The following is a 22,293-nucleotide window of genomic DNA, read 5'->3' on the forward strand; positions in this document are numbered from 1 at the left end:
TATCATATAACTTCATATCCACAATAATATTATCCAGGTCATGAAAACTTTGTATTTAATAAGACATGCAAAATCCTCTTGGGAATTTGACGTAACTGACGATAAAAGACCACTTAATAGTAGAGGTCTCAAAGATGCTGATTTAATAGGGAATGCCCTGAAAACACTAATCAAACCTATAGATAAAATCTTGTGTAGTCCGGCAGAAAGAGCGCATATGACAGCAAAGATTATTTTACCATATCTTGACGTTTCTGATGATGTATTTAGTTTAGAACCAGATCTTTATGATTTTAGCGGTCAACAAGTAACCGAAGTGATTAAAAATTGTGATGATAGTATAAGTACATTATTGATTTTTGGACATAATCATGCATTTACTTCAATAGCAAATCTTTATGGGAGCGAAATTATTGATAATGTACCTACTACAGGTGTGGTAGGTATCGAATTTGATGTAAATCACTGGAAAAACATAAATGTAGGAAAAACCTTATTAAAATTATTCCCTAAATCTTTAAAATAATGTCAGAAAACATTAATAATCAATATATTAATAGAGAATTGAGTTGGTTGCAATTTAATGCTAGAGTACTCCAGGAAGCAGCTGATGATACGGTTCCTTTATTAGAAAGATTGAGGTTTATAGGAATATTTTCAAATAATCTTGACGAATTTTTTAAAGTACGATATGCTACAATAAAGAGGATTGATCTGGCAGGAAGAGATGGTAAAAATGTTCTAAAAGGCACTACAGCTAGTGAGTTATTAGATAAGATAACCAAGATAGTTATTAAACAACAGACTCAGAGTTTAAAAACTATTGATACGATAAAGGATAAGCTTGGAAGTCACAATATTTTTATGATCGATGAAAATGAAGTGACACCTGATCAGGATGATTTTATTCGTAAATATTTTATTGCCAAAGTGAGTCCTGGACTAGTGACTTATATTCTAAATGACCTGGATAAGTTACCACATCTTAAAGATAGTGTTGCTTATCTGGCAGTTAAATTGGTTTTAAAAGATAAAATACCTAAAGAGGGTAGAATTTCAAAAATTCTCCAACAAACCACCAAAGAAAAGATATATGCACTGATTGAGATTCCTAAAAACACAGATCGATTTGTTGTACTTCCAGAAAAAGATGGGAAGAAATATATAATTATCCTGGATGATCTTATAAGGTACTGTATGCATATTAACTTTAGTATTTTTGATTATGTTAGTGCCTCTGCTCATATGATTAAGATTACTCGAGATGCTCAATTAGATTTTGATAATGATTTGAGTAAGAGTTTTATACAAAAGATTTCTAGTAGCGTAAAATCACGTAGAGATGGAGAACCGGTAAGATTTGTTTATGATAAAGAGATTGATAAAGACACTCTGGATTTTCTAATGGAAAAAATGGGAGTTGATAATACCGATAGTATTATACCTGGTGGTAGGTATCATAATCGAAGAGATTATATGAATTTTCCAGATTTAGGTATAAATGATTTGATCTACCAATCGATTCAACCATTAGAAATACCTGGGTTGAGTCTTCAAGGAAGTTTGCTGGATAAAATTGCTAAGAAGGATTATTTACAATATACTCCTTACCATACTTTTTCGTATACCGTAAAATTTCTTAGAGAATCTGCTATTGATCCTAAGGTTAAGAGTATTAAGATTACTATCTATAGATTGGCTAATATATCTCATATAGCCAGTTCTCTTATTAACGCTGCTAAAAATGGTAAAAAAGTAACTGTACAAATAGAACTTCAGGCAAGATTTGATGAAGCTGCTAATATTAGTTATGCAGAGCAGATGCAACGCGAAGGTATAAATCTAATTTTTGGAGTAACAGGTTTAAAAGTTCATTGTAAAGCTTGTGTGATTGAACGTGAAGAAAAAGGGAAACTAAAAAGGTATGGCTTCATAAGTACAGGTAACTTTAATGAATCTACAGCAAAAATATACACCGATTATACTTTATTTACCACAAATGAATCTATCTTAAAAGAAACCAATAAGGTTTTTAAGTTTTTTGAAATAAACTATAAAATCAATCGATATAAACACTTGTTGGTTTCACCACATTATACCAGATCATCTTTGGTTAAATTGATAGATAATGAGATAAAAAATGCAAAAGAAGGCAAACCAGCAGGAATAAAACTTAAATTGAATAGTTTAAGTGATTATGATATGATAGATAAATTGTATGAAGCTAGTAGAGCAGGAATACAAATTTATCTTATTATTAGAGGAATATGTTGTTTAGTCCCGGGAATACCAGGAATGAGTGAAAATATTGAGGCTATCAGTGTAATAGATAAGTTTTTGGAACACCCGAGATTGTACATTTTTAAAAACGCAGGAAACCCAAAAGTTTATATTTCCTCGGCTGATTGGATGACAAGAAACCTTGATAGAAGAGTAGAAATCTCTTGTCCAATTTATGATGAAGACATAAAACAAGAGCTAATGGATACTTTTGAAATTTGCTGGAATGATAATATTAAAGCGAGAAAGCTTTCAAAAGATCAAAACAACGAGTACGTTAGAAATGATAAAAATAAAGTAAGATCTCAGGTTGCAACCTATGATTATTATTTAAGTAAATTAGGAAATTAGATATTTTGTTAACTATAGAAAAATACGGAGCTATTGATATTGGATCCAACGCAGTTAGATTATTAATCAGTAGCATCCATGAAGAAGAAGGAAAAACTACAAGGTTTAAGAAAACTAGTTTAGTTAGGGTACCTATTCGTTTAGGAGCAGATGTTTTTAAGCATAGAAAAGTATCCGAAGAAAATATAACTAGAATGATTGATGCCATGCAAGCGTATCAATTATTAATGAAAACCCATAAAGTAGTTAGATATAAAGCTTGTGCCACTTCTGCTATGCGTGAAGCAGAAAACGGAAAAGATGTAGTTGCCTTAATAAAAGAAAAAACAGGAATACAAATAGATATAATTGATGGTCGTGATGAAGCAGCAATTATTGCTATGACAGATCTTCATGAACTTATTAATTCTGATGCCACCTATTTATATGTAGATGTTGGAGGAGGTAGTACAGAGTTTACATTATACCATAATGGAGAAACTATTGTTTCAAAATCATTTAAACTAGGAACAGTAAGGATACTTAATAATTTGGTGACCGATGTAATATGGAAAGAGGTTGAAGAATGGATTAAAGATAATATTAAAGGTTATAATCGGATTTCACTAATCGGTTCAGGTGGAAATATTAATAACATTTTTAAGAATAGCGGAAAGAGTGTAGGAAAACCATTATCATTTTTATATCTCAGTTCTTATTATGAATTACTCAACTCTTTGAGTTATGAGCAAAGAATATGGCAACTTAACCTAAATCAGGATAGAGCCGATGTTATTATACCAGCTACTCGTATTTATCTTTCTGCTATGAAATGGAGCGGAGCGCGTAAAATATTTGTGCCAAAAATTGGATTGTCTGATGGAATTATAAAATCACTATATAACGATAAACTAAATGGTTTGTAGGTTTGAATCATTTTTTTAATTAAATTAATGAGGGAATTTTCCCTTATTTGAAATAAAATAATATTAAAAAATCATTTTTTTATACTAAATTGTCCTTATAACCAAATAATTGTACTATGAAAAAAGCATTACTATTTGCTATAATATGTTTAATTGCAGGATTAATAAACACTCAGGCTCAAGAAGCTAGATATGGTATCAGAGCTGGAATAAATATTAGTTCTATTAGCTCTGATGATATTCCAGAAGATCTTGAAGATAATAGGATAGGAGTAGTTGTCGGTTTTTTGGCAGAGTTTGCACTTACAGAAAAACTAGGTATTCAACCAGAGCTTCAATATTCTTCTCAAGGTAATAAAGATGATAATCTAAGAGTTAACTATCTTCAGTTACCAGTAGTTTTAAAATATAACTTCACTGATATATTTAATGTTCAACTTGGTCCCCAAGCTGGAATTAAAATTTGGGAGTATGAAAATAATGAAAACTATAATACTTTTGATTTTGCAGTAGTGGGTGGAATAGGAGTTAATATAACGGATAATTTCTTTGTAGATGCTCGTTATGCCTTAGGACTCTCAAATGTGTTTGATGATGAAGGATTGCCTACAAGTATTGATGGTAATAGCAGAAATATTCAAATTTCTGTTGGATATAGATTATAACCTACAGAGATAAAATATAAAAATAGCCGTTGAAAAATTTAAATTTTTCAACGGCTATTATGTTTTTAATAATTAGTTACTCAAAAAAGTCAAAAGCTCCTTTTTTTATAACAATCCTTTTATTTCTATACCTTAATAAAGATTTATTTCTAAATTTATTAATAATACAATTGGTTGTAACTCTAGAAGTTCTAATATAATCTGATAGCTCATTTTGGTTAAAAGGAGAGTCTATGAGAACATTTTCTGTATCTGAGCTAGATGATTCAAACTTTTCCCAAAACTCCATAAGAGTCTCAATAAACCTTTGCTCGGCTGATCGAATACTTAGAACTTTAATTCTCTTCTCTAATTCAGTATACTCTTCCTTTAGTAATAATAGAAGATCTTTATACAAACCAATATCTTTACCAATGGCTTTTTTTACATCTCTTATATCAAATTCATATAGTATAGTGCGCTCATTCATAGCTTTATAGGTGAAAGAGGCATAAAAATTTCCGTAAATTATATCAGCTCCAAAGATTTGTCCTTTGGTTAGTATCATAGGTATGATCTCTTCACCTGTGTCAGTAATATGAGTGATTTTAACGCTACCCTCTATTATAAAATAGATTTTTTCAAAAAAGCTTCTGTTTTCTAAGATGATTTCATTTTGCTTATAGAAAGTACTAACGTACTTATCTTGTTTTATAAGCAGATTCAGCAATGTAGTTTTCATTTGGTGAGTTTTTTAATAATTTGTTAGGTTAATGGTTTGTTAAATATGTAAAATTGTTACGAATAATTATGTGTTTTATTGTGATTAACACATAATCTTTCTGTGTTTTTTGTGTAATACTGAGATTATCATAATTAAAATATATATGATTTGATGTTAGATTTTTTATACGAATAATTTTTATGCAGGTCTACTTTTGGTTTTAACGCTAGCTAGCATAGAATCATAAAATCTAATAATCACACAACTCATGAAACCTAAACACTTAAAACCTTTTAGTAGTTACCTGTTATTCTGTAAGTTATTTCTAGAATTTCCATTGCATAGTTTCAATTAAAATCATTGTTATTTATGGAAGCTACGGTTTATCCGGGAACCTCTGAAGCAGGAGTTCCCGAAGGCTCTGGATTCTCAACCATTATCCAGGGCGATACTTTTTCTAAAAAAGCGATTAAAAACCTTTCGTTGTCTGAGCAATATCTTTTTCAGAGATTTGGTCAAGGACCTATTACAAGAATACCATATAGATGCATTCATTTTGCCTTCGAAGATCAGGTAAAAGCTAACCCCAATGGTATAGCTGCTTATCACCTGGATACATCTATTACTTATAAGGATCTAAATGATAAAGCAAACCTTTTAGCATTAGAACTTATTAAAAAGGGAGTCAAAGAAGGCGATAATGTTGGTCTTTTTATCCAGCGTTCTATTCCTATGTTAGTTGGTATTCTTGGAATCCTTAAAGCTGGGGCAGCTTATGTACCACAGCACATAGGTCTAGCGCCAGAAAACCAACTCAAATATGTTATTAAAGAAGCAGAAATAAAAATTGTACTAACCGAATCTAAATATAAGGAGTTAGTGCCAGAAACCCCTAATCTTGAAACGCTAAATGTTGATGATTTTATAGAACAAACCAAAACGGTACGTAAAATCCCTAAACTACCAAAAAGAGAAGTTAATCAACATAATGTTTGTTATATCATTTTTACTTCAGGAACTACCGGAATGCCTAATGGGGTTCAGGTGACTCATGGTAATTTATGCAATATGCTTTTAACAGCCCCTGGTAATTTAGGAATGCGACCAGGACTTAAAGTGGGACAAATTTTAAGTATTGCTTTTGATATGTCTGTTTGGGAAATTTTGGGAGCCCTTGCTAATGGAGCGTCATTATTTATTAGAGGCAAAAATATCCAGGAAACGGTTAGTGAAGTGGATATTGTTATTTCTACCCCTACAATACTTAGTTCTTTAGACGTTAAGCAATGTGAAAATATTAAAGTTGCCGCTGTTGCTGGAGAACCTTGTCCAAGAATTTTGGCAGAAAAATGGTCTGAGTTTTGTGCTTTTTATAATTCTTGTGGACCAACCGAGGTTACAATTATAAATACCGCTCAACGATTTTTTCCTACCGATGATGTACTCTCCATAGGAAAACCAATGCCAAACAATACAGTATATATTCTAGATGAAAATTTAAAGCCTTGTAAGATAGGAGAACCAGGAGAGATGTGGGCAGGAGGTTATTGTGTATCCAAAGGTTACATTAATAATGAGGTATTAAATAAAGAAAGATATGCTGATGATCCCTTTTTAGGTAAAGGAAATAAAATGTTTAGAACCAGAGATTTAGGAAGATGGACCATGGATGGAGAATTAGAACATTTAGGAAGAACAGATGATCAGGTAAAAATATGTGGATTTAGGGTAGAACTCGACTCGGTATCTTCTGTAATAGAAAAAATGAAGGAATGTAAACGTGCGGTGACACTAAAAGTGGATAATAATACATTAGCTGTATTTACAAGTCCTGATACTTTAGAAGAAGAAGAAGTAAAAAAAGAAGTAGCAAATGTTTTGCCATACTATTGCGTTCCTGGAGTTGTAATTTCTCTGCCAGAACTACCGATGACAAGTAGAGGTAAAATTGATAAAAAGAAGTTATTGAGTTTATTATCAGAAAGGGATATGGAATCAAAAGAAGAATGTCCTCAAATTAAAGATTTGATCGACCAAGAATCTGAACAATCAGCAAATAATCCTACGGATATTCCAGATTTGGATAAAGTACAATTACCTAAACAAAAAAAATACTTTAGCAGAATTTGGAAAGGAGAAAAACTCATGCATTATTATCGTCTATTTGTCTTATTTCTAATAGTGAATAGCATCTTAATGATTTATGGGACAACTACTGGAAACTGGTGGGCAGAAGGAAACATTAGGTTCGATCTTATAGCAAAAATTTCGTTAATAAACTTTACTATAGGGATATTGATAAGGCAACAATATATCGTAAACTTTCTCTTTTGGGTTGCAACAAGTATTCCGACAAGTTGGCCTCTTTCGATAAGAAGAAAAGCCGGGAAAGTATATCATTTTGGAGGAATCCATATAGGAGGTAATGTTAGCGGCACCCTATGGTTTATGATTTTTATGGGATCGTTATATTATAATTTCTTTAATCAGCCTGAAAGCGCTTTAGCTAACATCTCTATATTATGGGTAACATCTTTTCTCACAGGTATATTGATATATATGATTATTATGGCTTTACCAAAATTAAGAGCCAAATACCATAACAATTTTGAGAAAACCCATCGTTTTGGAGGTTGGTCTGCATTACTATTGTTCTGGGTTCAAATGATACTAATTCTAAAAGCTCAAAATCCATCATCTAGTTTTACAGAAGCATTATTTAATTCGTTTAGTTTTTGGATGTTAGTATTAATTACAACCAGTATTATTATGCCTTGGTTGCGATTAAAAAAAGTAAAAGTAAACCTGACTAGGCCTTCTAATCATGTGGTGTTAGCAAGGTTTAATTATGGAGAAACACCATTTGCCGGATCATCTACTGCGATTAGCAGAGATCCTTTAATGGAGTGGCATTCTTTTGCTAATGTGCCCGAACCAGGAAGAGATGGCTTTAGATTAACAATCTCACGTGCAGGTGATTGGACAGGTGCGCTTATTGATGATATGCCCAAGCATGTTTGGGTGAAAGGAATAACCACCGCAGGTGTAGGAAATATAGATAAACTTTTCAAAAAAGTTATTTGGGTTGCTACAGGTAGTGGTATTGGACCCTGTTTACCACACCTTCTATCAATGGAAGTAGCATCACGTTTGATCTGGGCAACCAGAAACCCAAGAAAGACTTATGGAGATGAACTCGTTGAAGAAATCCTTCAAGTACAACCTAATGCTATCATATGGGATACAGATGCTCATGGAAAGCCAGATATGGTTAAACTAGCCTATAAAGCTTATAAAGATTTTGATGCAGAAGCCGTAATCTGTATCTCTAATAAAAAACTAACCTGGAAAGTCGTGTATGGTATGGAAAGTAGAGGAATACCGGCCTATGGAGCGATTTGGGATTCCTAAAATAACCTCTTCAAATTAAGCCTTACATAGTAAATCTTAAAAAATAATCATTCAATACTACACAGATAATAATCCTTTATTAATGGATTACTTATCAAAGGTATTGTATAAAAAATATACATATGAATATTAAAATAGAACAAAAAGAAAGGGTTGTGAAAATCACACTGGATCGCCCTAAATCATTAAATGCGCTTAATAGCGAATTAATGCAGGAAATGATCTCGACACTTACTAAACTTGATAGAGACCCTAATGTAGGATGTTTTCTAATTACTGGATCGGAAAAAGCTTTTGCTGCAGGAGCTGATATAAAAGAAATGGAAGGAAAATCCTATATGGATATGTATCACGAGGATTATTTTTCTGGATGGGAAGCTTTTACGGCTATTCGTACCCCAAAAGTTGCAGCGGTGTCAGGGTATGCATTGGGTGGTGGTTGTGAATTGGCTATGATGTGTGATATCATTTATGCTTCTGAAACGGCAAAATTTGGGCAACCTGAAATCAAACTGGGAGTAATCCCAGGAATAGGAGGAACCCAACGTCTTACCAAAATGATAGGAAAATCCAAGGCTATGGATTTAATACTTACTGGACGTATTATGAATGCTCAGGAAGCTCAAAACGCTGGTTTAGTAGCTCGCGTTTTTACAGCTAATGAGATGGCGAAAAAAACCGAAGAAATAGCAAGGATTATAGCTTCATATGGTAAAACTGCTGTTATGGCTGCAAGAGAAACGGTAAATATGGCTCTGGAATTAGGAATAAAAGAAGGAGTTTTATTTGAACGACGAGCATTTCACGCATTATTTAATACTGCAGATCAAAGAGAAGGGATGAATGCTTTTATCCAAAAACGAGACCCTAATTTCAATACCGAAGGTCGAGAACAAATACTAAATATTTAAATACTAAAACCAATAAATCTAAAATTTAAACACACAATTATGAAAAAAGTACTCATATTAATAATGGCTATATGTACTATAAACTCCTATAGTCAGGAAGAAGAAGAAAAGAAAAAAACGAAGTTTGCTACAAAGATTATTCAGAACAGTGTAGCCGGTTTTTCACCCGTTTTTTTTGGTAGTTTTGAAACCAATAAAAATTTTGACATCACATTTTACAGCGTATTCTGGACCAATACTTCTTTTGGTACTCTAGAATCGGGTAGTGATCAATTATTAGAAACTGGAATAGGGCTTGGATTTAAATTAGCAGGAGGAAAACTATTTTTAAATCCTGGAGTTGGATTTGCTCATGGTAAATTCTTTTCAACAGTTGGAGGAACAAAAGTTGGTGAAGCTGTAATACCAAATACCTATACTCATTATCATGATAATATTTTTGATGTAGAAGCGTATATAGCATACTACAAATCCCTAAGAAACAGAGAAGATATTTCTACAAGAGATCTTTTTCTTTTCTGGGCAGCACCCGGTATTAATGTTAGTGACCGTCTTGTTTTAGGAGGTTTTTTTGAAGAATTAGCTTTTATGGGACTTGAGGATGACGATATAAATAAAAACATACAGGTATATCGTTTTTTAGGAGGTTCTATTAAATTAAAAATGGATAACGGAATCGCTTTTCGTTTTTCTGCTGGAGCAAATCTCGTAACAGATGTAGGAGCGTCTGATGAGTTTTATAAAGTTTCTGCATTTATTCCGTTATAAAAGAAATCATTTAAAAACAAAAACAAGGCCATCCATTGGATAGCCTTGTTTTTGTTTTTAAATTTAGAAATATAATTTCTAACTATCCATGAATGGTTTCTTTTGTTCCAAGATCTTTCATGATTTTAGCTTCAAAAGTTAATAAATCTTGCCATTTTTTATCAACTTCTTCACGGTCACCATATTTACGAGCAAAATTGAGAAACATCGTATAATGATTAGCTTCACTAACCATAAGATCTCTATAAAACTTGGATAATTCCTGATCTTCTAATTCTTCTGAAAGAAGTTTGAAACGTTCACAACTTCTTGCTTCGATAAGAGCAGCATAGAGAAGACGATGTACGAGATGAGTTTCTCTACTACCTCCTTTAGGAAAGAACTTTATTAATTTATTTACGTATTCATCCTTTCTGTCTCTACCCAATGTCCAACCTCGCTCTACGATTTTATCATGAACCATTTTAAAATGACTCATTTCTTCTTTTACAAGTTTGATCATCTCTTGAACCAGTTCTGTATACTCTGGAAAACTTACAATTAATGAGATAGCAGTAGAAGCAGCTTTTTGTTCGCAAAAAGCATGATCAATAAGAATTTCTTTTATGTTTTTTTCAACGATATTGACCCATCTTGGATCTGTCGGTAATTTTAAGCCTAGCATATATTCTGTTTTTACAATTCCTTTTAGCAATTGATATTGCAAAGATATTATAAACTTGGTTATAGGGTAATCGTTTTATTAGCTTTTTGTTTACCATCTTAACGTAAACAAAAACCAATTGAATCATGTTGTAAGCTTTTTTTATTCGATACAACTAATTCAAAAAAATAAATTGATGATAGGAGGAATATTTGATTACTTAACTGGTAGAGGAGGAATACTAATTTTGGGTTTATTCGTTGTTTTGGTTGTTTTATACAATAAGATTAAGACAAGAAATTATTTCAAAAGACCTTCTGATAAGAGGAAAAAGTAATAGGAATTAAATATCCAAATCAAAAGAAGATCTTAATTTGTCAATTAAAGGATTTTTCTCTCGAAGTTTTTCATATTTATCCTGTGGAGTAAATGCATATTTTTTTGAAGCTTCCTCATTAACCTTTATTTCAAGCTCTACACTGTAATTACTTAGTTTCTTATACATGAACTGAAATAACCCAGAGAGAGCACTTTCAAGGTCAGCTTTCATGGATTGATTGGGTAACTCGAGATGTATTTTACCATTTTCCATTACAGGGATATTCATGGCAAACATAGATCCAAGAATTCTCTCTCCTTTTTTATCCTGCATTTTACCATATTCAACCCAAGCGGCTTGCATTTCAGATTCTGTAAACTCTTCCATAGGAAGATTTTTAGGATCTACTACATTATCAACCTTTTTTTCTTCGTGAGCTTTTTTTCTTTTAATACTACTAAGTGATAAACCAGATGTGCGCTCTCGTTTTACAGTAAGTGGTTTTTTTTGAGCGGATATTGCAACTTCATTTGGAGTCTCATTTTGAGAGAAAGAAGCTTCTTTTTCTTGAGTTTTTTCCTCGGTTTTTTGAGTTGAAGAAATGTTAGAAGATTCAGATGTGTTTTGATCGCCATCTGCAGATGCCCCTTGTTTGTTACTTATTATTTTCTCTTGAGCTTTTTCCTTAACCTCAGGAGATATCTTAACAGGATTAATACCTTTTTCTTTAAAATAAGAAGGAGGTATTATGTAGGGTTGATCATTTTTTTTTTCTCCATCCTGATGAAGGATAGAGGCAAGTTGCATAAGACATAATTCAACGAGCAGTCTTTGGTTACGACTGGTTTTGTATTTGAGATCACAATCATTAGCCAACTCTATGCCTTTAATAAGAAAATCATGAGATGATTTTTGTGATTGTTCTAAATACTTTGCTTTTGTTTGTTGCCCTACCTCAAGAAGATTTATTGTAGCTTGATTTTTACATACGAGTAAATCTCTAAAATGAGATGCTAAACCTGCAATGAAATGGTGCCCATCAAATCCCTGAGCTAAAATTTGATTAAACTCAAGAAGCAATTGAGGAATGTCATTTTGAAGTATTAGATCTGTTGTTTTAAAATAGGTCTCATAATCTAATACATTAAGATTTTCTGTAACCGCTTGTCGGGTAAGATTTGTACCGCTAAAACTTACAACACGATCAAAAATAGATAAAGCATCACGCATAGCACCATCTGCTTTTTGAGCAATGATTTGTAAAGCATCTTCATCCGCAGTTATTCCTTCATTTCTTGCTACTTCTATCAAGTGATTTTTTGCATCAGTCACCGTGATTCTTTTAAAGTCAAAAATCTGACAACGAGATAAAATAGTAGGAATGATTTTATGTTTCTCGGTAGTTGCAAGAATAAAAATAGCATGCTTTGGTGGTTCTTCTAAAGTTTTTAAAAAAGCATTAAAAGCTGCTTGTGATAACATATGAACCTCATCTATTATATATACTTTGTAATTACCAACTTGAGGAGGGATACGTACCTGATCGATCAAACTTCTGATATCGTCAACCGAATTATTAGAAGCGGCATCTAGCTCAAAAATATTAAATGCAAAATCTTCATCAGGATTTTCGTTACCATCCTGATTAATGGTTTTTGCCAATATACGAGCACAAGATGTTTTTCCTACTCCACGAGGCCCGGTAAATAATAAAGCTTGGGCAAGATGATTGTTTTCAATTGCATTAAGCAGCGTATTAGTAATAGCTTGTTGCCCCACAACATCTTTAAAAGTTTGCGGTCTGTATTTACGTGCTGATACAATGAAATGTTCCATGGCTACAAAGTTAAAAATTGCTCTGAAATATAGAATCTCAAGTTTTGGTTTTTATTTTTAGTTATTAACAGAAGAAAAAATAATCCTGAATTAAGAAATAAAAAATTATAATTATGATACTTTTGCGCCAAGCAGATCACCTTATCGCCATTTGTTTATACAACTGGAGGAAAGTCCGGACACCGTAGCGCAGTATAGCGGGTAACGCCCGTCCGTCGTGAGATGAGGACAAGTGCAACAGAAAGTATGTACAGGTAATGCTGTAGTGAAATCAGGTAAACTCTATGCGGTGCAACGTCATGTAAACCAGCGTCTGAGGGTTGCGCGCCCAATGTTGGAGGGTAGGCGGTTTGATCTTGATAGTAATATCAAGACTAGATAAATGATAAGGATCTATTTGATAGATTACAGAATCCGGCTTATGATCTGCTTTTTAATTTTTATAATTTATCATATCATAAGGTAAGATACTATTAGTTTGTAAAAAGAATTCTCTACATTTTTTTAGTAGCTAAGCTGTTTTGAATTAGAAAGATAAGTTTTAAAGGAGCGGTTTTGTTAAGAATCAGCTGCGTTTTTTAAAACTCCTTTAACAGCAAGCAATGCTAATTTTCTTGTACCTTGTCACCCAAAGAAATTATATTTTCATGAATATTGCTATTGTATGTTATCCTACTTTTGGAGGAAGTGGAGTAGTGGCTACCGAGTTAGGAATAGCGCTGGCCAAATTAAATCATAAGGTTCATTTTATTACCTATAAGCAACCAGTACGATTAAATTTACTTAATCCTAATATCAATTTTCATGAAGTTACAGTGCCTGAGTATCCGCTGTTTCATTACCAACCTTATGAATTAGCTTTATCAAGTAAATTAGTAGATTCTATTAAAAAATATGATATAGATCTATTGCACGTACATTATGCTATTCCGCATGCATATGCAGGATATATGGCTAAAAAAATGTTGGAAGAAGAAGGGATACATATACCAATGGTAACAACGTTACATGGTACTGATATAACACTGGTTGGTAATCATCCTTTTTATAAAACCGCTGTTACTTTTAGTATTAACAATAGTGATATTGTTACTTCAGTATCTCAAAGCCTTAAAGAAGATACATTACGATTATTTGATATCAAAAAAGAAATTGAGGTTGTTCCTAATTTTATAGATGCTAGTTTGTTAAAGACTAGTTTTACAGATTGTCAAAGAGAATTGATGGCAGAACCTCATGAGCGTATTTTAACACATATCAGTAATTTTAGACCAGTAAAAAGAATTAGCGACGTTGTTGATATTTTTTACCTTGTACAGAAAGAGATTCCGGCAAAACTATTAATGGTAGGTGATGGTCCTGAGCGTTTAGAGGCTGAGAAAAAATGTAAAGAATTAGGTTTAAAAGAAAAGGTGATCTTTTTGGGGAATAGTAATGAGATTGATAAAATCTTATGCTTTACAGATTTATTTCTCTTACCATCAGAACGAGAAAGTTTTGGTTTGGCAGCATTAGAAGCAATGGTAAATAAGGTACCGGTTATTTCAAGTAATACAGGAGGTATTCCTGAAGTAAATATTCACGGAGTTTCAGGATATTTAAGTGATGTAGGAGATGTGCAGGAAATGTCTGAAAATGCAATACGTATTTTAAAAGATGATAGAGTATTAAATAAATTTAAACAAGGTGCTTTTGAGCAAGCGATGCAATTTGATATAAATAAAATTGTTCCTAAGTATATAGACCTATACGAGAATGCATTAGCCTTAACTTAAGAACAATTTTAATGATAAAGTGTTCTGTTATAAACACTTTAAAAACTTGTTATTTAAAACTGATAACGGATCCCAAGTCCTATATCAAAATCTAGATCATCGTTATAATCTCCAAAGCCAATTTCAGGTCGTAAATCTAGAGATATTAGTAAAGGAATATCAAAATTATATTCGATTCCTATATCGCCGGCAAGGAAGAAAAAGCTGTCGCTGTCATCACCACCAGGAAAATTACTATCAAAATCAATAGTTCCAACACCTCCACCTGCACCTACATACCAATTAAAGCCTTTATCAAGATTAAAAATCCATTGGTATAACCCTGTTACTTTTATAGCGTTACCGGCATCAAAATCTCTCCATCCGAGATCAAATTCTAATCGATCACCACTATTAAGTCCTCTTTGATAAGAAACTTCTGCTCCAAAACCATCATTATCTCCAAATCTAACACCTAGAGCATTTTTAGAAACTTCTTGCGATTGAATAGTACTAATTGTTCCGAATACGAAAGCTACAATAATTAAGATACGTTTAGTCATAGTAAATAGATTTTAAATATTTAGTATCGAATATAACGTCACAAATGCCGTAATAGGTAAGTATAATCCTTAAATTTTTGTTAATTCCTAATTATTAAACTTACCCAAATGATCGTTTTTCTTAGTAATTATCACTGTTTAATGTAGTTGAAGTTTCATATCGGTGCTTTCAAAAATTTTGTCAGCAGAATTTGCAATAAACCCGGTAAATAACATTCCGTTATCTTGAGGGTAGCGGTAAGCAAATTCATAGTAGCACGAAGTAATTTCTTTACTTCCTTCTTCAAAATTTACTTCAACTACGTCTGCTAGAATACTAGATTGTTCCAGTAATTGAGAAGGTGTACCTTTTATCTCTCCGCCAGAGATGTTCATCTTAAATCCATTTTCTTTAAGAAATATATTTACTTCTTGTAGATTGCTAAAAGTTTCTAATTTATTTACATCTACTGTAAAGTGATTAGAACAAAAACCATTAACATACATCCAGGCTGCATACTCTGATTCCTGAAGTAAATTTTGATATACCTCAAAAGAAGGTGTATTCCAAATTCTACCTTTTAATATTAGGTTTTCGTCTTCGAATATTTCAGGGTCAACACTGTTTAAAACGTTTTGAACCGTTTCTTGTAAGTTTGATGAAAACTGATTTGTTAGTAATTGACTAATAAATATCTTTGGAGCATCTGGGTTATATGGATGTTCAAGATGCCTGGCAAACAATTTCTTGGCTTCAAAATTGTATTCACCTTTAGGTTCATATCCCATTTTTATAAATACTCTTGATAAAGTATCAATATCTACGCGCGGGTCATCAAAAGTTCTGATGGCAATATGATCATTAAAAACTAAATTTCCTTCAGCTTCAAATAATGATTTTACCTTCTCTGCAGATGGGGTCTTTATAGTGTATTGTTTCCAGAGTTGTTCAAAAAAAAACGTAGATTCCATATTTATTGTGTTTTATTTAAAGCAAAATTATTAAATTTGATTATAATTATGTTTCAAATAATGGTTATTAATTAGATATATTTTATTTTTGTGTCAAATTGATTTAATTCAGAATTGTGTTAATCATTTTGATATCCGACCTTTTAATTTTTAGTAGTTATGCATCATTTTGATTATGTAGACCAGCAGATATTATTACAGATTCGTGAAGATGCCAGAAAACCATTTTCGCAAATTGCTGAGGATCTTAAAATTTCTAACTCTTTAGTTCATCAGAGAATTAAAAAGTTGAAGAAATTAGGAGTAATAAATAAAGCAGAATTTGTTGTAGATGAAAAACAAATAGGGTTTAAGACAAAATCCTATGTTGGTATTAAGCTTAGAGAAGCGAGATATGCAGAACCTGTTGTTGAAGGATTAAAAAAAATTCCTGAAATTCAAGAATGTAATTATGTTTCAGGGCATTATGCTATTTTTATTCTTATTTACGCTTTTGACAATCATCATTTACGAAAAATCTTATATGAGCAGGTTCATCAGATTGATGGAGTAGCTGGAACAGACAGCTTTATTTGTTTTGACACTAATTTTAGAAGACAAGTTTCTTTAGATTTTTTAGCTAAGAATAATTCTTATGAATAAAAGAGATATATTGACTTTGCTTAAAGGTCAATTAGAAGGAGAACTACAGTTTGACTCGCTTACTAAGTCGTTGTATGCTACCGATGCTTCTGTATATCGCAGAATTCCTTTGGCCGTAGTATTTCCAAAATCTATTAATGACCTTAAAACATTAATTGTTTTTGCATCAAAACATGCTATTGGATTGATTCCTAGAACTGCAGGAACATCTCTTGCCGGACAATGTGTTGGAGATGGAATTATAGTAGATGTTTCTAAGTATTTTACCCAAATACTCTCAATAAATAAAGATAAAAAAACAGTAACCGTACAACCAGGTGTTATACGAGATGATCTTAATCGTTTTTTAGAACCTTATGGGTTATTTTTTGGCCCTAATACTTCTACTTCTAATCGCTGTATGATTGGAGGTATGGTTGGTAATAATAGTAGTGGTACTACTTCGATTCAATATGGTGTTACCAGAGATAAAATTCTTAAAATGAGTACTGTGTTATCTGATGGAAGTGAAGCTGTTTTTTCTGAAATCACATCAGATGAATTTGATTCTAAGAAGAATCTTGATACATTAGAAGGTAAGATTTACCAAAATATATATACTGAACTTTCTCCCAAAAAAGTTCAGGAAAATATAATAGCAAACTTTCCAAAACCAGAAATCCACAGGAGAAATACTGGATACGCAATTGATGAATTGATACACTCAGATGTGTTTACAGATACATCTACACCTTTTAATATGTGCTCTTTATTATCTGGTAGTGAGGGGACCTTAGCTTTTACTACAGAAATCACACTGCAATTAGATGATTTACCGCCTCAAGAGTCTTTGATGATCGCAGCACATTTTAGAACAATAGATGATTGTATGAATGCTGTTGCACCAATAATGGAACATACATTGTTTACTTGTGAAATGATGGATAAAACTATTTTGGATTGCACGAAAAATAATATAGAACAGTTTAAAAATCGTTTCTTTATTGTAGATGATCCAGAGGCTATTTTGATGTTAGAACTACGAAGTGATAATCTTGAAAACCTTGAAGATCAGGAAAAAACGTTGTTACAAACATTAGAAAACTCAAAATTAAGTTATGCTAATCCTGTATTAAAAGGAAAAGAAATCGATCAGGCTTTAGAACTACGTAAAGCTGGATTAGGACTTCTAGGAAATATTGTAGGAGATAAAAAAGCGGTTGCTTGTATAGAAGATACTGCAGTTGCTATTCCAGATTTAGCAAATTATATTAAAGAGTTTACAGAAATTATGAAATCCTATGATCAGGATGCTGTATACTATGCTCATGCTGGAGCTGGAGAAATACATCTAAGACCCATTCTTGACCTTAAAAAAAATGAAGATGTACAACTTTTTAAGAAAATTACAGATGATGTAGCTGTTTTGGTTAAGAAATACCAGGGATCAATGAGTGGTGAACATGGCGATGGTATTGTTAGAGCAGGGTATATTCCGTATATGATTGGGGAAGAGAATTATAAGATTTTGGAACGGGTCAAACAAACTTTTGATCCTCATTGTATTTTTAATCCAGGTAAAATCGTAGATGCTTTTCCTATGGATCAGAAATTACGATATGTTATTGATAGAGAAGAACCAAAAATAGATACACTACTGGATTTTAGTGACTCTATGGGAATTTTAAGAGCGGCAGAAAAATGTAATGGTAGTGGTGATTGTCGTAAATCTGTAGAAGCTGGAGGAACCATGTGTCCAAGCTATAGGGCTACTAAAAATGAAAAAGATACTACCAGAGGTAGAGCAAATGCTTTGCGTGAATTTTTGACAAATGAAGAAAAACCAAATAGGTTTAATACTAAAGAGTTAAAAGAAGTTTTTGATCTTTGTCTAAGTTGTAAAGGATGCTCAAGTGAATGTCCTTCAAATGTAGATGTTGCTACTTTAAAGGCAGAATTTGAATATCAATATCAAAAAGAAAATGGCATTTCTTTAAGAACCAAGCTCTTTGCATATAATAATCGATTAAACTCATTAGGAAGTATAGCGCCAGGGTTAGCTAATTTCTTTTTTAGAAATAAAGTTACTTCAGGAATATTAAAATCTTCGTTAGGAGTTGCTAAAAAACGTAACCTTCCAGAGTTAAGTGATTTATCCTTGAGAAAGTGGTATAAAAATAATCTTAAGAACCTACAACCAGAAAATCCAATAAAAACTATCTATTTCTTTGTAGATGAGTTTACTAATCATCTTGATACTCAAATAGGAATAGATGCGATTGAATTGTTAGTAGCTTTAAATTATGAAGTAAAAATAGTAGGTCATAAAGAAAGTGGTCGAACTTTTATTTCTAAAGGCTTATTAAAACAGGCAAAGGGCTTAGCTAACCATAACATTAAGGTTTTTAAGGATTTGATTACTACGGAAACTCCACTAATTGGATTAGAACCTTCTGCCATTCTAACATTTAGAGATGAGTATTTACGATTGGCTGATGATCGTGATATAGCAACAGTATTGGCATCTAATGTTTTTATGGTTGATGAGTTTTTAAAATCTGAAATAGAAAGAGGAAACATTAGTTCTGATCAATTTACAAAAGAAGAAAAGACTATAAAACTGCATGGACATTGCCATCAAAAAGCATTATCTAATATTCAAACAACGTTTGTATATCTTAATTTACCTGAGAATTTTAAAGTAACTATTATTCCATCAGGATGTTGTGGTATGGCAGGATCATTTGGATATGAGAAAGAGCATTATGAGATCAGTATGAAAATAGGAGAACAAACTTTGTTTCCTTCAGTAAGGAAAGCGGCCTTAGATGTTGTGATTGCCGCAGTAGGAACAAGTTGTAGACATCAAATAAAAGATGGAACGCAACGCAATGCGTTGCATCCCATTAGTATTTTACGAAGTAGTTTAATAGGTTAAACTATTCGACTTTACATACTTGATATTCTGCTTTCCAACTTGTGAAATTCACGCATTCTAACCATCCGTACCATTCAAAAGGAGTATTATGAATGTTAACAGTGCTGGGGATCCAGGCATACCAATCATTAGTGTAACGTCTTCTTGAGTTAAAAACATAACTATTTATAGGACTGGTAAAATACCCTAGTGGTTTAAAAGATCTGTTCCAATCACGTTCGTAAGTATTCCAGTAAAATTTATTAGTTGCATGTGGTAACCAATTATATGCGTGTAATGATGGTTTGTATAAAGTACTACCGATTTGGTTAGGTTTAACTTTTGCTAAATCTTTTGTATAACCAGATATCAAATCATACGTAGCAAAATTTTGAACACGATATCCTATAATAGCATATTCTGATTTGTTACCCCATCCAGATTCATATCGATACCCGTTCTTTATTTTTATGTTTCGAGAATCATATCTTATAATGGATTTATTTCCAGCGTTAATTTCTGATTGCTCAGAGTCTAATACAACTAAACCATTACTCGTATCAAATACAGTAGCATGATCAACAATAAAAAGAGGATTGGTAGTAGTAAGAGCCGTTTCTTCACCAAGAATGATTTCTTTTAATTCGCCATTTTGTGTAAAATACCAGGACACAATATAATCTTCTATTCGTTCATTATTACTACTGTCTACTTCAATATTAGGAGATAATAAAGGTTGTTTACGGCTATCTATTTGATTTAGATTAGGAATAAATATGGCAGGTACATACTTTTCAATTTCTGAAGTTTCTGGATGTTCAGAATTAGGCAAGATAGGAGCGTGAGTCATATCATCGGCGATACTTTGCAAGGATAAACCGTTCCTTCTTAGTTCATCATTTATTTTATTATAGTATTGAGGAGCAACTTCTTTAAGGTCTAGTAAATAAGCAGTTTGATTCTTGGATTCTTTTGCCAGATGTATAATAGTTCTATTAAAATCTTCATTTTTAATTAATTCTCTTGTCGCAAGACCAATTTGATATAAATAGTTATTCAACTTTTCTTCATCTTTATCATTAGAGTTTTGCATCAATCTATGAATATCTTGTTTATTCTCAATTAAGGAAATCTTATCAAGAGTATAATTTTTAACTGATTCAAATTTAATTTGAGCATCTTCATTATAAATAGTTTCTTCTTTTTCACAACCAGATACTATTATCATAAAGACTAATAATAAAAATACCAAAGGAAACTTGGTAAAGGTTCTTTTTGATGTTAGTGAGAGGATGATTTGACTTGTTTTCATATTAAAGGTTTTAATGAATATTGAATACTGGAGCTTTTCCAGTCATAATGATTTTGAATAGATCCAGCTATACTTTTTAACTGATCTATCATTATTAAGTGTGGATATTCAAAATTCATTACCCAATAGAAGAAAGCTTCTTAAAAGAAAAAGCAGGGGTAAAATAATTTAGATATCTTAAAATGAAGGGTGAGTTGGTTTTAAGATATCCAAAAAGGATGTGATTAACGAGAAAGAAAGTTGGCCATAAATGATGCCTGGAGTCCTTCAAGGTCTATTTTTACGTTCTCGATTTCATCAGAGGAGTCTGTAAATGCTTCCATCTGTTCATTTTCATAATGAACCATATTCCATTGAGAATTATGATATTCTAAAGCCGTTAGGTTTTCAATCCAATCTCCAGAGTTTAGGTAAAAACAGGAACCATTTTTATTTTTAACTTCTCTCATCTGTGGTTGATGGATATGACCACAAACTACATATTGATATTTATTTTTAATTGCTAATTCTGCTGCAACATCTTCAAAATCATTAATGTATTTGACAGCCTTCTTTACACTGTTTTTAATCTTTTTGGATAGAGAAAATTTTTCTTTTCCCATTCGTATTAAAAACCAATTAATAAGCTGATTTAAGAGGATCAACATATCGTATCCCCATCCGCCAAGCTTAGCAAGCCATTTGGCATTTTGGATAGAAGCATCAAAAATATCTCCGTGAAAAAACCAGGCTTTTTTACCATCGAGTTCTAGAACCAGTTTATCAACCAGTTTAAAATTACCCATTTCGGTATCACTGAATTTGCGAAGCATTTCATCATGATTTCCTGTAATATATATTACTTCGGTTCCTTTAGAAGCAAAAGAAATGATCTTTTTAATGACTTTAAGATGAGATTTTGGAAAATATCGCTTCCTGAACTGCCAAATATCAACGATATCCCCATTTAGAATTAATGTTTTTGGCTTTATACTTTGTAAATAATTTAGGAGTTCTTTGGCGTGACAACCATAAGTCCCGAGGTGAACATCAGAAATAACAACAAGATCAACAGTACGTTTTTTCATAAAAATGAATTATTCCTACAAATAAACTACTCTAGGGTTAAAAAATAATTAAGAGATTATGAGCATATCATTATTAAAAAGTTTTAAATACGTGAAGTACCATTTTTCCCGTACTTATTATTTAAACTAAATCGAAAATTCAGAAATATAGTAGATAAAACTGTTCTATAAACTTTCTTAACAACACTTTTATTCGATTGTATTGTTTTTTTCTTATCTCAAAGTATACCTAAATTCACACCAATAATCTTACGGTTTTTATTACGTAAGAGGCAATGAAGACACTTTAATTTGAAGTTAATTTTATAAAAATATT

At 32.0% G+C, this 22,293-nt stretch carries 17 protein-coding genes and 1 other RNA gene; 11 read left to right on the forward strand and 7 right to left on the reverse strand.

Annotation, left to right across the window (positions count from 1 at the left end; all coding sequences use genetic code 11):
- The first annotated feature begins 40 nt into the window (after positions 1 to 40).
- The 4 genes from U0D62_RS09145 to U0D62_RS09160 all read left to right on the forward strand — a co-directional run bounded on the left by U0D62_RS09145 (position 41) and on the right by U0D62_RS09160 (position 4,201).
- Complete coding sequence (locus tag U0D62_RS09145; RefSeq protein ID WP_322286965.1) at positions 41 to 526, forward strand: SixA phosphatase family protein; 486 nt, start codon at positions 41 to 43, stop codon at positions 524 to 526.
- On the forward strand, positions 526 to 2,631 hold the full coding sequence (gene ppk1 / locus U0D62_RS09150) for a polyphosphate kinase 1 (protein WP_322286966.1): 2,106 nt from the start codon (positions 526 to 528) through the stop codon (positions 2,629 to 2,631). The genes U0D62_RS09145 and ppk1 overlap by 1 nt, the downstream gene beginning before the upstream one ends.
- 5 nt (positions 2,632 to 2,636) lie before the next feature.
- On the forward strand, positions 2,637 to 3,536 hold the full coding sequence (locus U0D62_RS09155) for a Ppx/GppA phosphatase family protein (protein WP_322286967.1): 900 nt from the start codon (positions 2,637 to 2,639) through the stop codon (positions 3,534 to 3,536).
- 116 nt (positions 3,537 to 3,652) lie between these two features.
- Complete coding sequence (locus U0D62_RS09160; protein ID WP_322286968.1) at positions 3,653 to 4,201, forward strand: porin family protein; 549 nt, start codon at positions 3,653 to 3,655, stop codon at positions 4,199 to 4,201.
- A gap of 76 nt (positions 4,202 to 4,277) precedes the next feature.
- Here the strand turns inward: U0D62_RS09160 and U0D62_RS09165 are convergent, their stop codons facing one another.
- Positions 4,278 to 4,922: a Crp/Fnr family transcriptional regulator gene (locus U0D62_RS09165; RefSeq protein ID WP_322286969.1), complete on the reverse strand. Its 645-nt coding sequence runs from the start codon at positions 4,920 to 4,922 to the stop codon at positions 4,278 to 4,280.
- Between the two features lie 351 nt (positions 4,923 to 5,273).
- On the opposite strand from U0D62_RS09165, the gene U0D62_RS09170 reads away from it, so the two are divergent.
- The 3 genes from U0D62_RS09170 to U0D62_RS09180 all read left to right on the forward strand — a co-directional run bounded on the left by U0D62_RS09170 (position 5,274) and on the right by U0D62_RS09180 (position 9,994).
- Positions 5,274 to 8,315: an amino acid adenylation domain-containing protein gene (locus U0D62_RS09170; protein ID WP_322286970.1), complete on the forward strand. Its 3,042-nt coding sequence runs from the start codon at positions 5,274 to 5,276 to the stop codon at positions 8,313 to 8,315.
- A gap of 122 nt (positions 8,316 to 8,437) precedes the next feature.
- Positions 8,438 to 9,226, forward strand: a complete 789-nt coding sequence (locus tag U0D62_RS09175; protein WP_322286971.1) for an enoyl-CoA hydratase-related protein — start codon at positions 8,438 to 8,440, stop codon at positions 9,224 to 9,226.
- Between the two features lie 39 nt (positions 9,227 to 9,265).
- On the forward strand, positions 9,266 to 9,994 hold the full coding sequence (locus U0D62_RS09180) for a DUF6733 family protein (RefSeq protein ID WP_322286972.1): 729 nt from the start codon (positions 9,266 to 9,268) through the stop codon (positions 9,992 to 9,994).
- 82 nt (positions 9,995 to 10,076) lie between these two features.
- On the opposite strand, the gene U0D62_RS09185 is transcribed toward U0D62_RS09180, so the two are convergent.
- Together U0D62_RS09185 and U0D62_RS09190 are read right to left on the reverse strand one after the other, a co-directional pair.
- A complete protein-coding gene (locus U0D62_RS09185; RefSeq protein ID WP_322286973.1) occupies positions 10,077 to 10,658 on the reverse strand; it encodes a MiaE family protein in 582 nt (193 codons plus the stop codon).
- A 322-nt stretch (positions 10,659 to 10,980) separates the two neighbouring features.
- Positions 10,981 to 12,792, reverse strand: a complete 1,812-nt coding sequence (locus U0D62_RS09190; RefSeq protein WP_322286974.1) for a DNA polymerase III subunit gamma/tau — start codon at positions 12,790 to 12,792, stop codon at positions 10,981 to 10,983.
- A 128-nt stretch (positions 12,793 to 12,920) separates the two neighbouring features.
- Here U0D62_RS09190 and rnpB point away from each other — a divergent pair.
- Both rnpB and bshA read left to right on the forward strand, forming a co-directional pair.
- Positions 12,921 to 13,229, forward strand: an RNA gene (gene rnpB, locus U0D62_RS09195) — RNase P RNA component class A.
- 210 nt (positions 13,230 to 13,439) lie between these two features.
- Complete coding sequence (bshA, locus tag U0D62_RS09200) at positions 13,440 to 14,567, forward strand: N-acetyl-alpha-D-glucosaminyl L-malate synthase BshA (RefSeq protein ID WP_322286975.1); 1,128 nt, start codon at positions 13,440 to 13,442, stop codon at positions 14,565 to 14,567.
- 53 nt (positions 14,568 to 14,620) lie between these two features.
- Here the strand turns inward: bshA and U0D62_RS09205 are convergent, their stop codons facing one another.
- Positions 14,621 to 15,109, reverse strand: a complete 489-nt coding sequence (locus tag U0D62_RS09205) for a hypothetical protein (RefSeq protein WP_322286976.1) — start codon at positions 15,107 to 15,109, stop codon at positions 14,621 to 14,623.
- A 138-nt stretch (positions 15,110 to 15,247) separates the two neighbouring features.
- Complete coding sequence (locus tag U0D62_RS09210; protein ID WP_322286977.1) at positions 15,248 to 16,060, reverse strand: DUF1338 domain-containing protein; 813 nt, start codon at positions 16,058 to 16,060, stop codon at positions 15,248 to 15,250.
- A 159-nt stretch (positions 16,061 to 16,219) separates the two neighbouring features.
- Between U0D62_RS09210 and U0D62_RS09215 the strand changes: the two genes are divergently transcribed.
- Complete coding sequence (locus tag U0D62_RS09215; RefSeq protein WP_322286978.1) at positions 16,220 to 16,702, forward strand: Lrp/AsnC family transcriptional regulator; 483 nt, start codon at positions 16,220 to 16,222, stop codon at positions 16,700 to 16,702.
- Positions 16,695 to 19,619 carry an FAD-binding and (Fe-S)-binding domain-containing protein gene (locus tag U0D62_RS09220; RefSeq protein WP_322286979.1) on the forward strand — a complete coding sequence of 975 codons (2,925 nt, stop codon included), beginning with the start codon at positions 16,695 to 16,697 and terminating at the stop codon, positions 19,617 to 19,619. The genes U0D62_RS09215 and U0D62_RS09220 overlap by 8 nt, the downstream gene beginning before the upstream one ends.
- Position 19,620: 1 nt before the next feature.
- Here U0D62_RS09220 and U0D62_RS09225 read toward each other — a convergent pair whose 3' ends face one another.
- A complete protein-coding gene (locus U0D62_RS09225) occupies positions 19,621 to 20,910 on the reverse strand; it encodes a hypothetical protein (RefSeq protein WP_322286980.1) in 1,290 nt (429 codons plus the stop codon).
- Positions 20,911 to 21,134: 224 nt separating this feature from the next.
- A complete protein-coding gene (locus U0D62_RS09230) occupies positions 21,135 to 21,977 on the reverse strand; it encodes a UDP-2,3-diacylglucosamine diphosphatase (RefSeq protein ID WP_322286981.1) in 843 nt (280 codons plus the stop codon).
- Positions 21,978 to 22,293: the final 316 nt, after the last annotated feature.

The organism is Aquimarina callyspongiae (assembly GCF_034322225.1).
Lineage (GTDB): Bacteria > Bacteroidota > Bacteroidia > Flavobacteriales > Flavobacteriaceae > Aquimarina.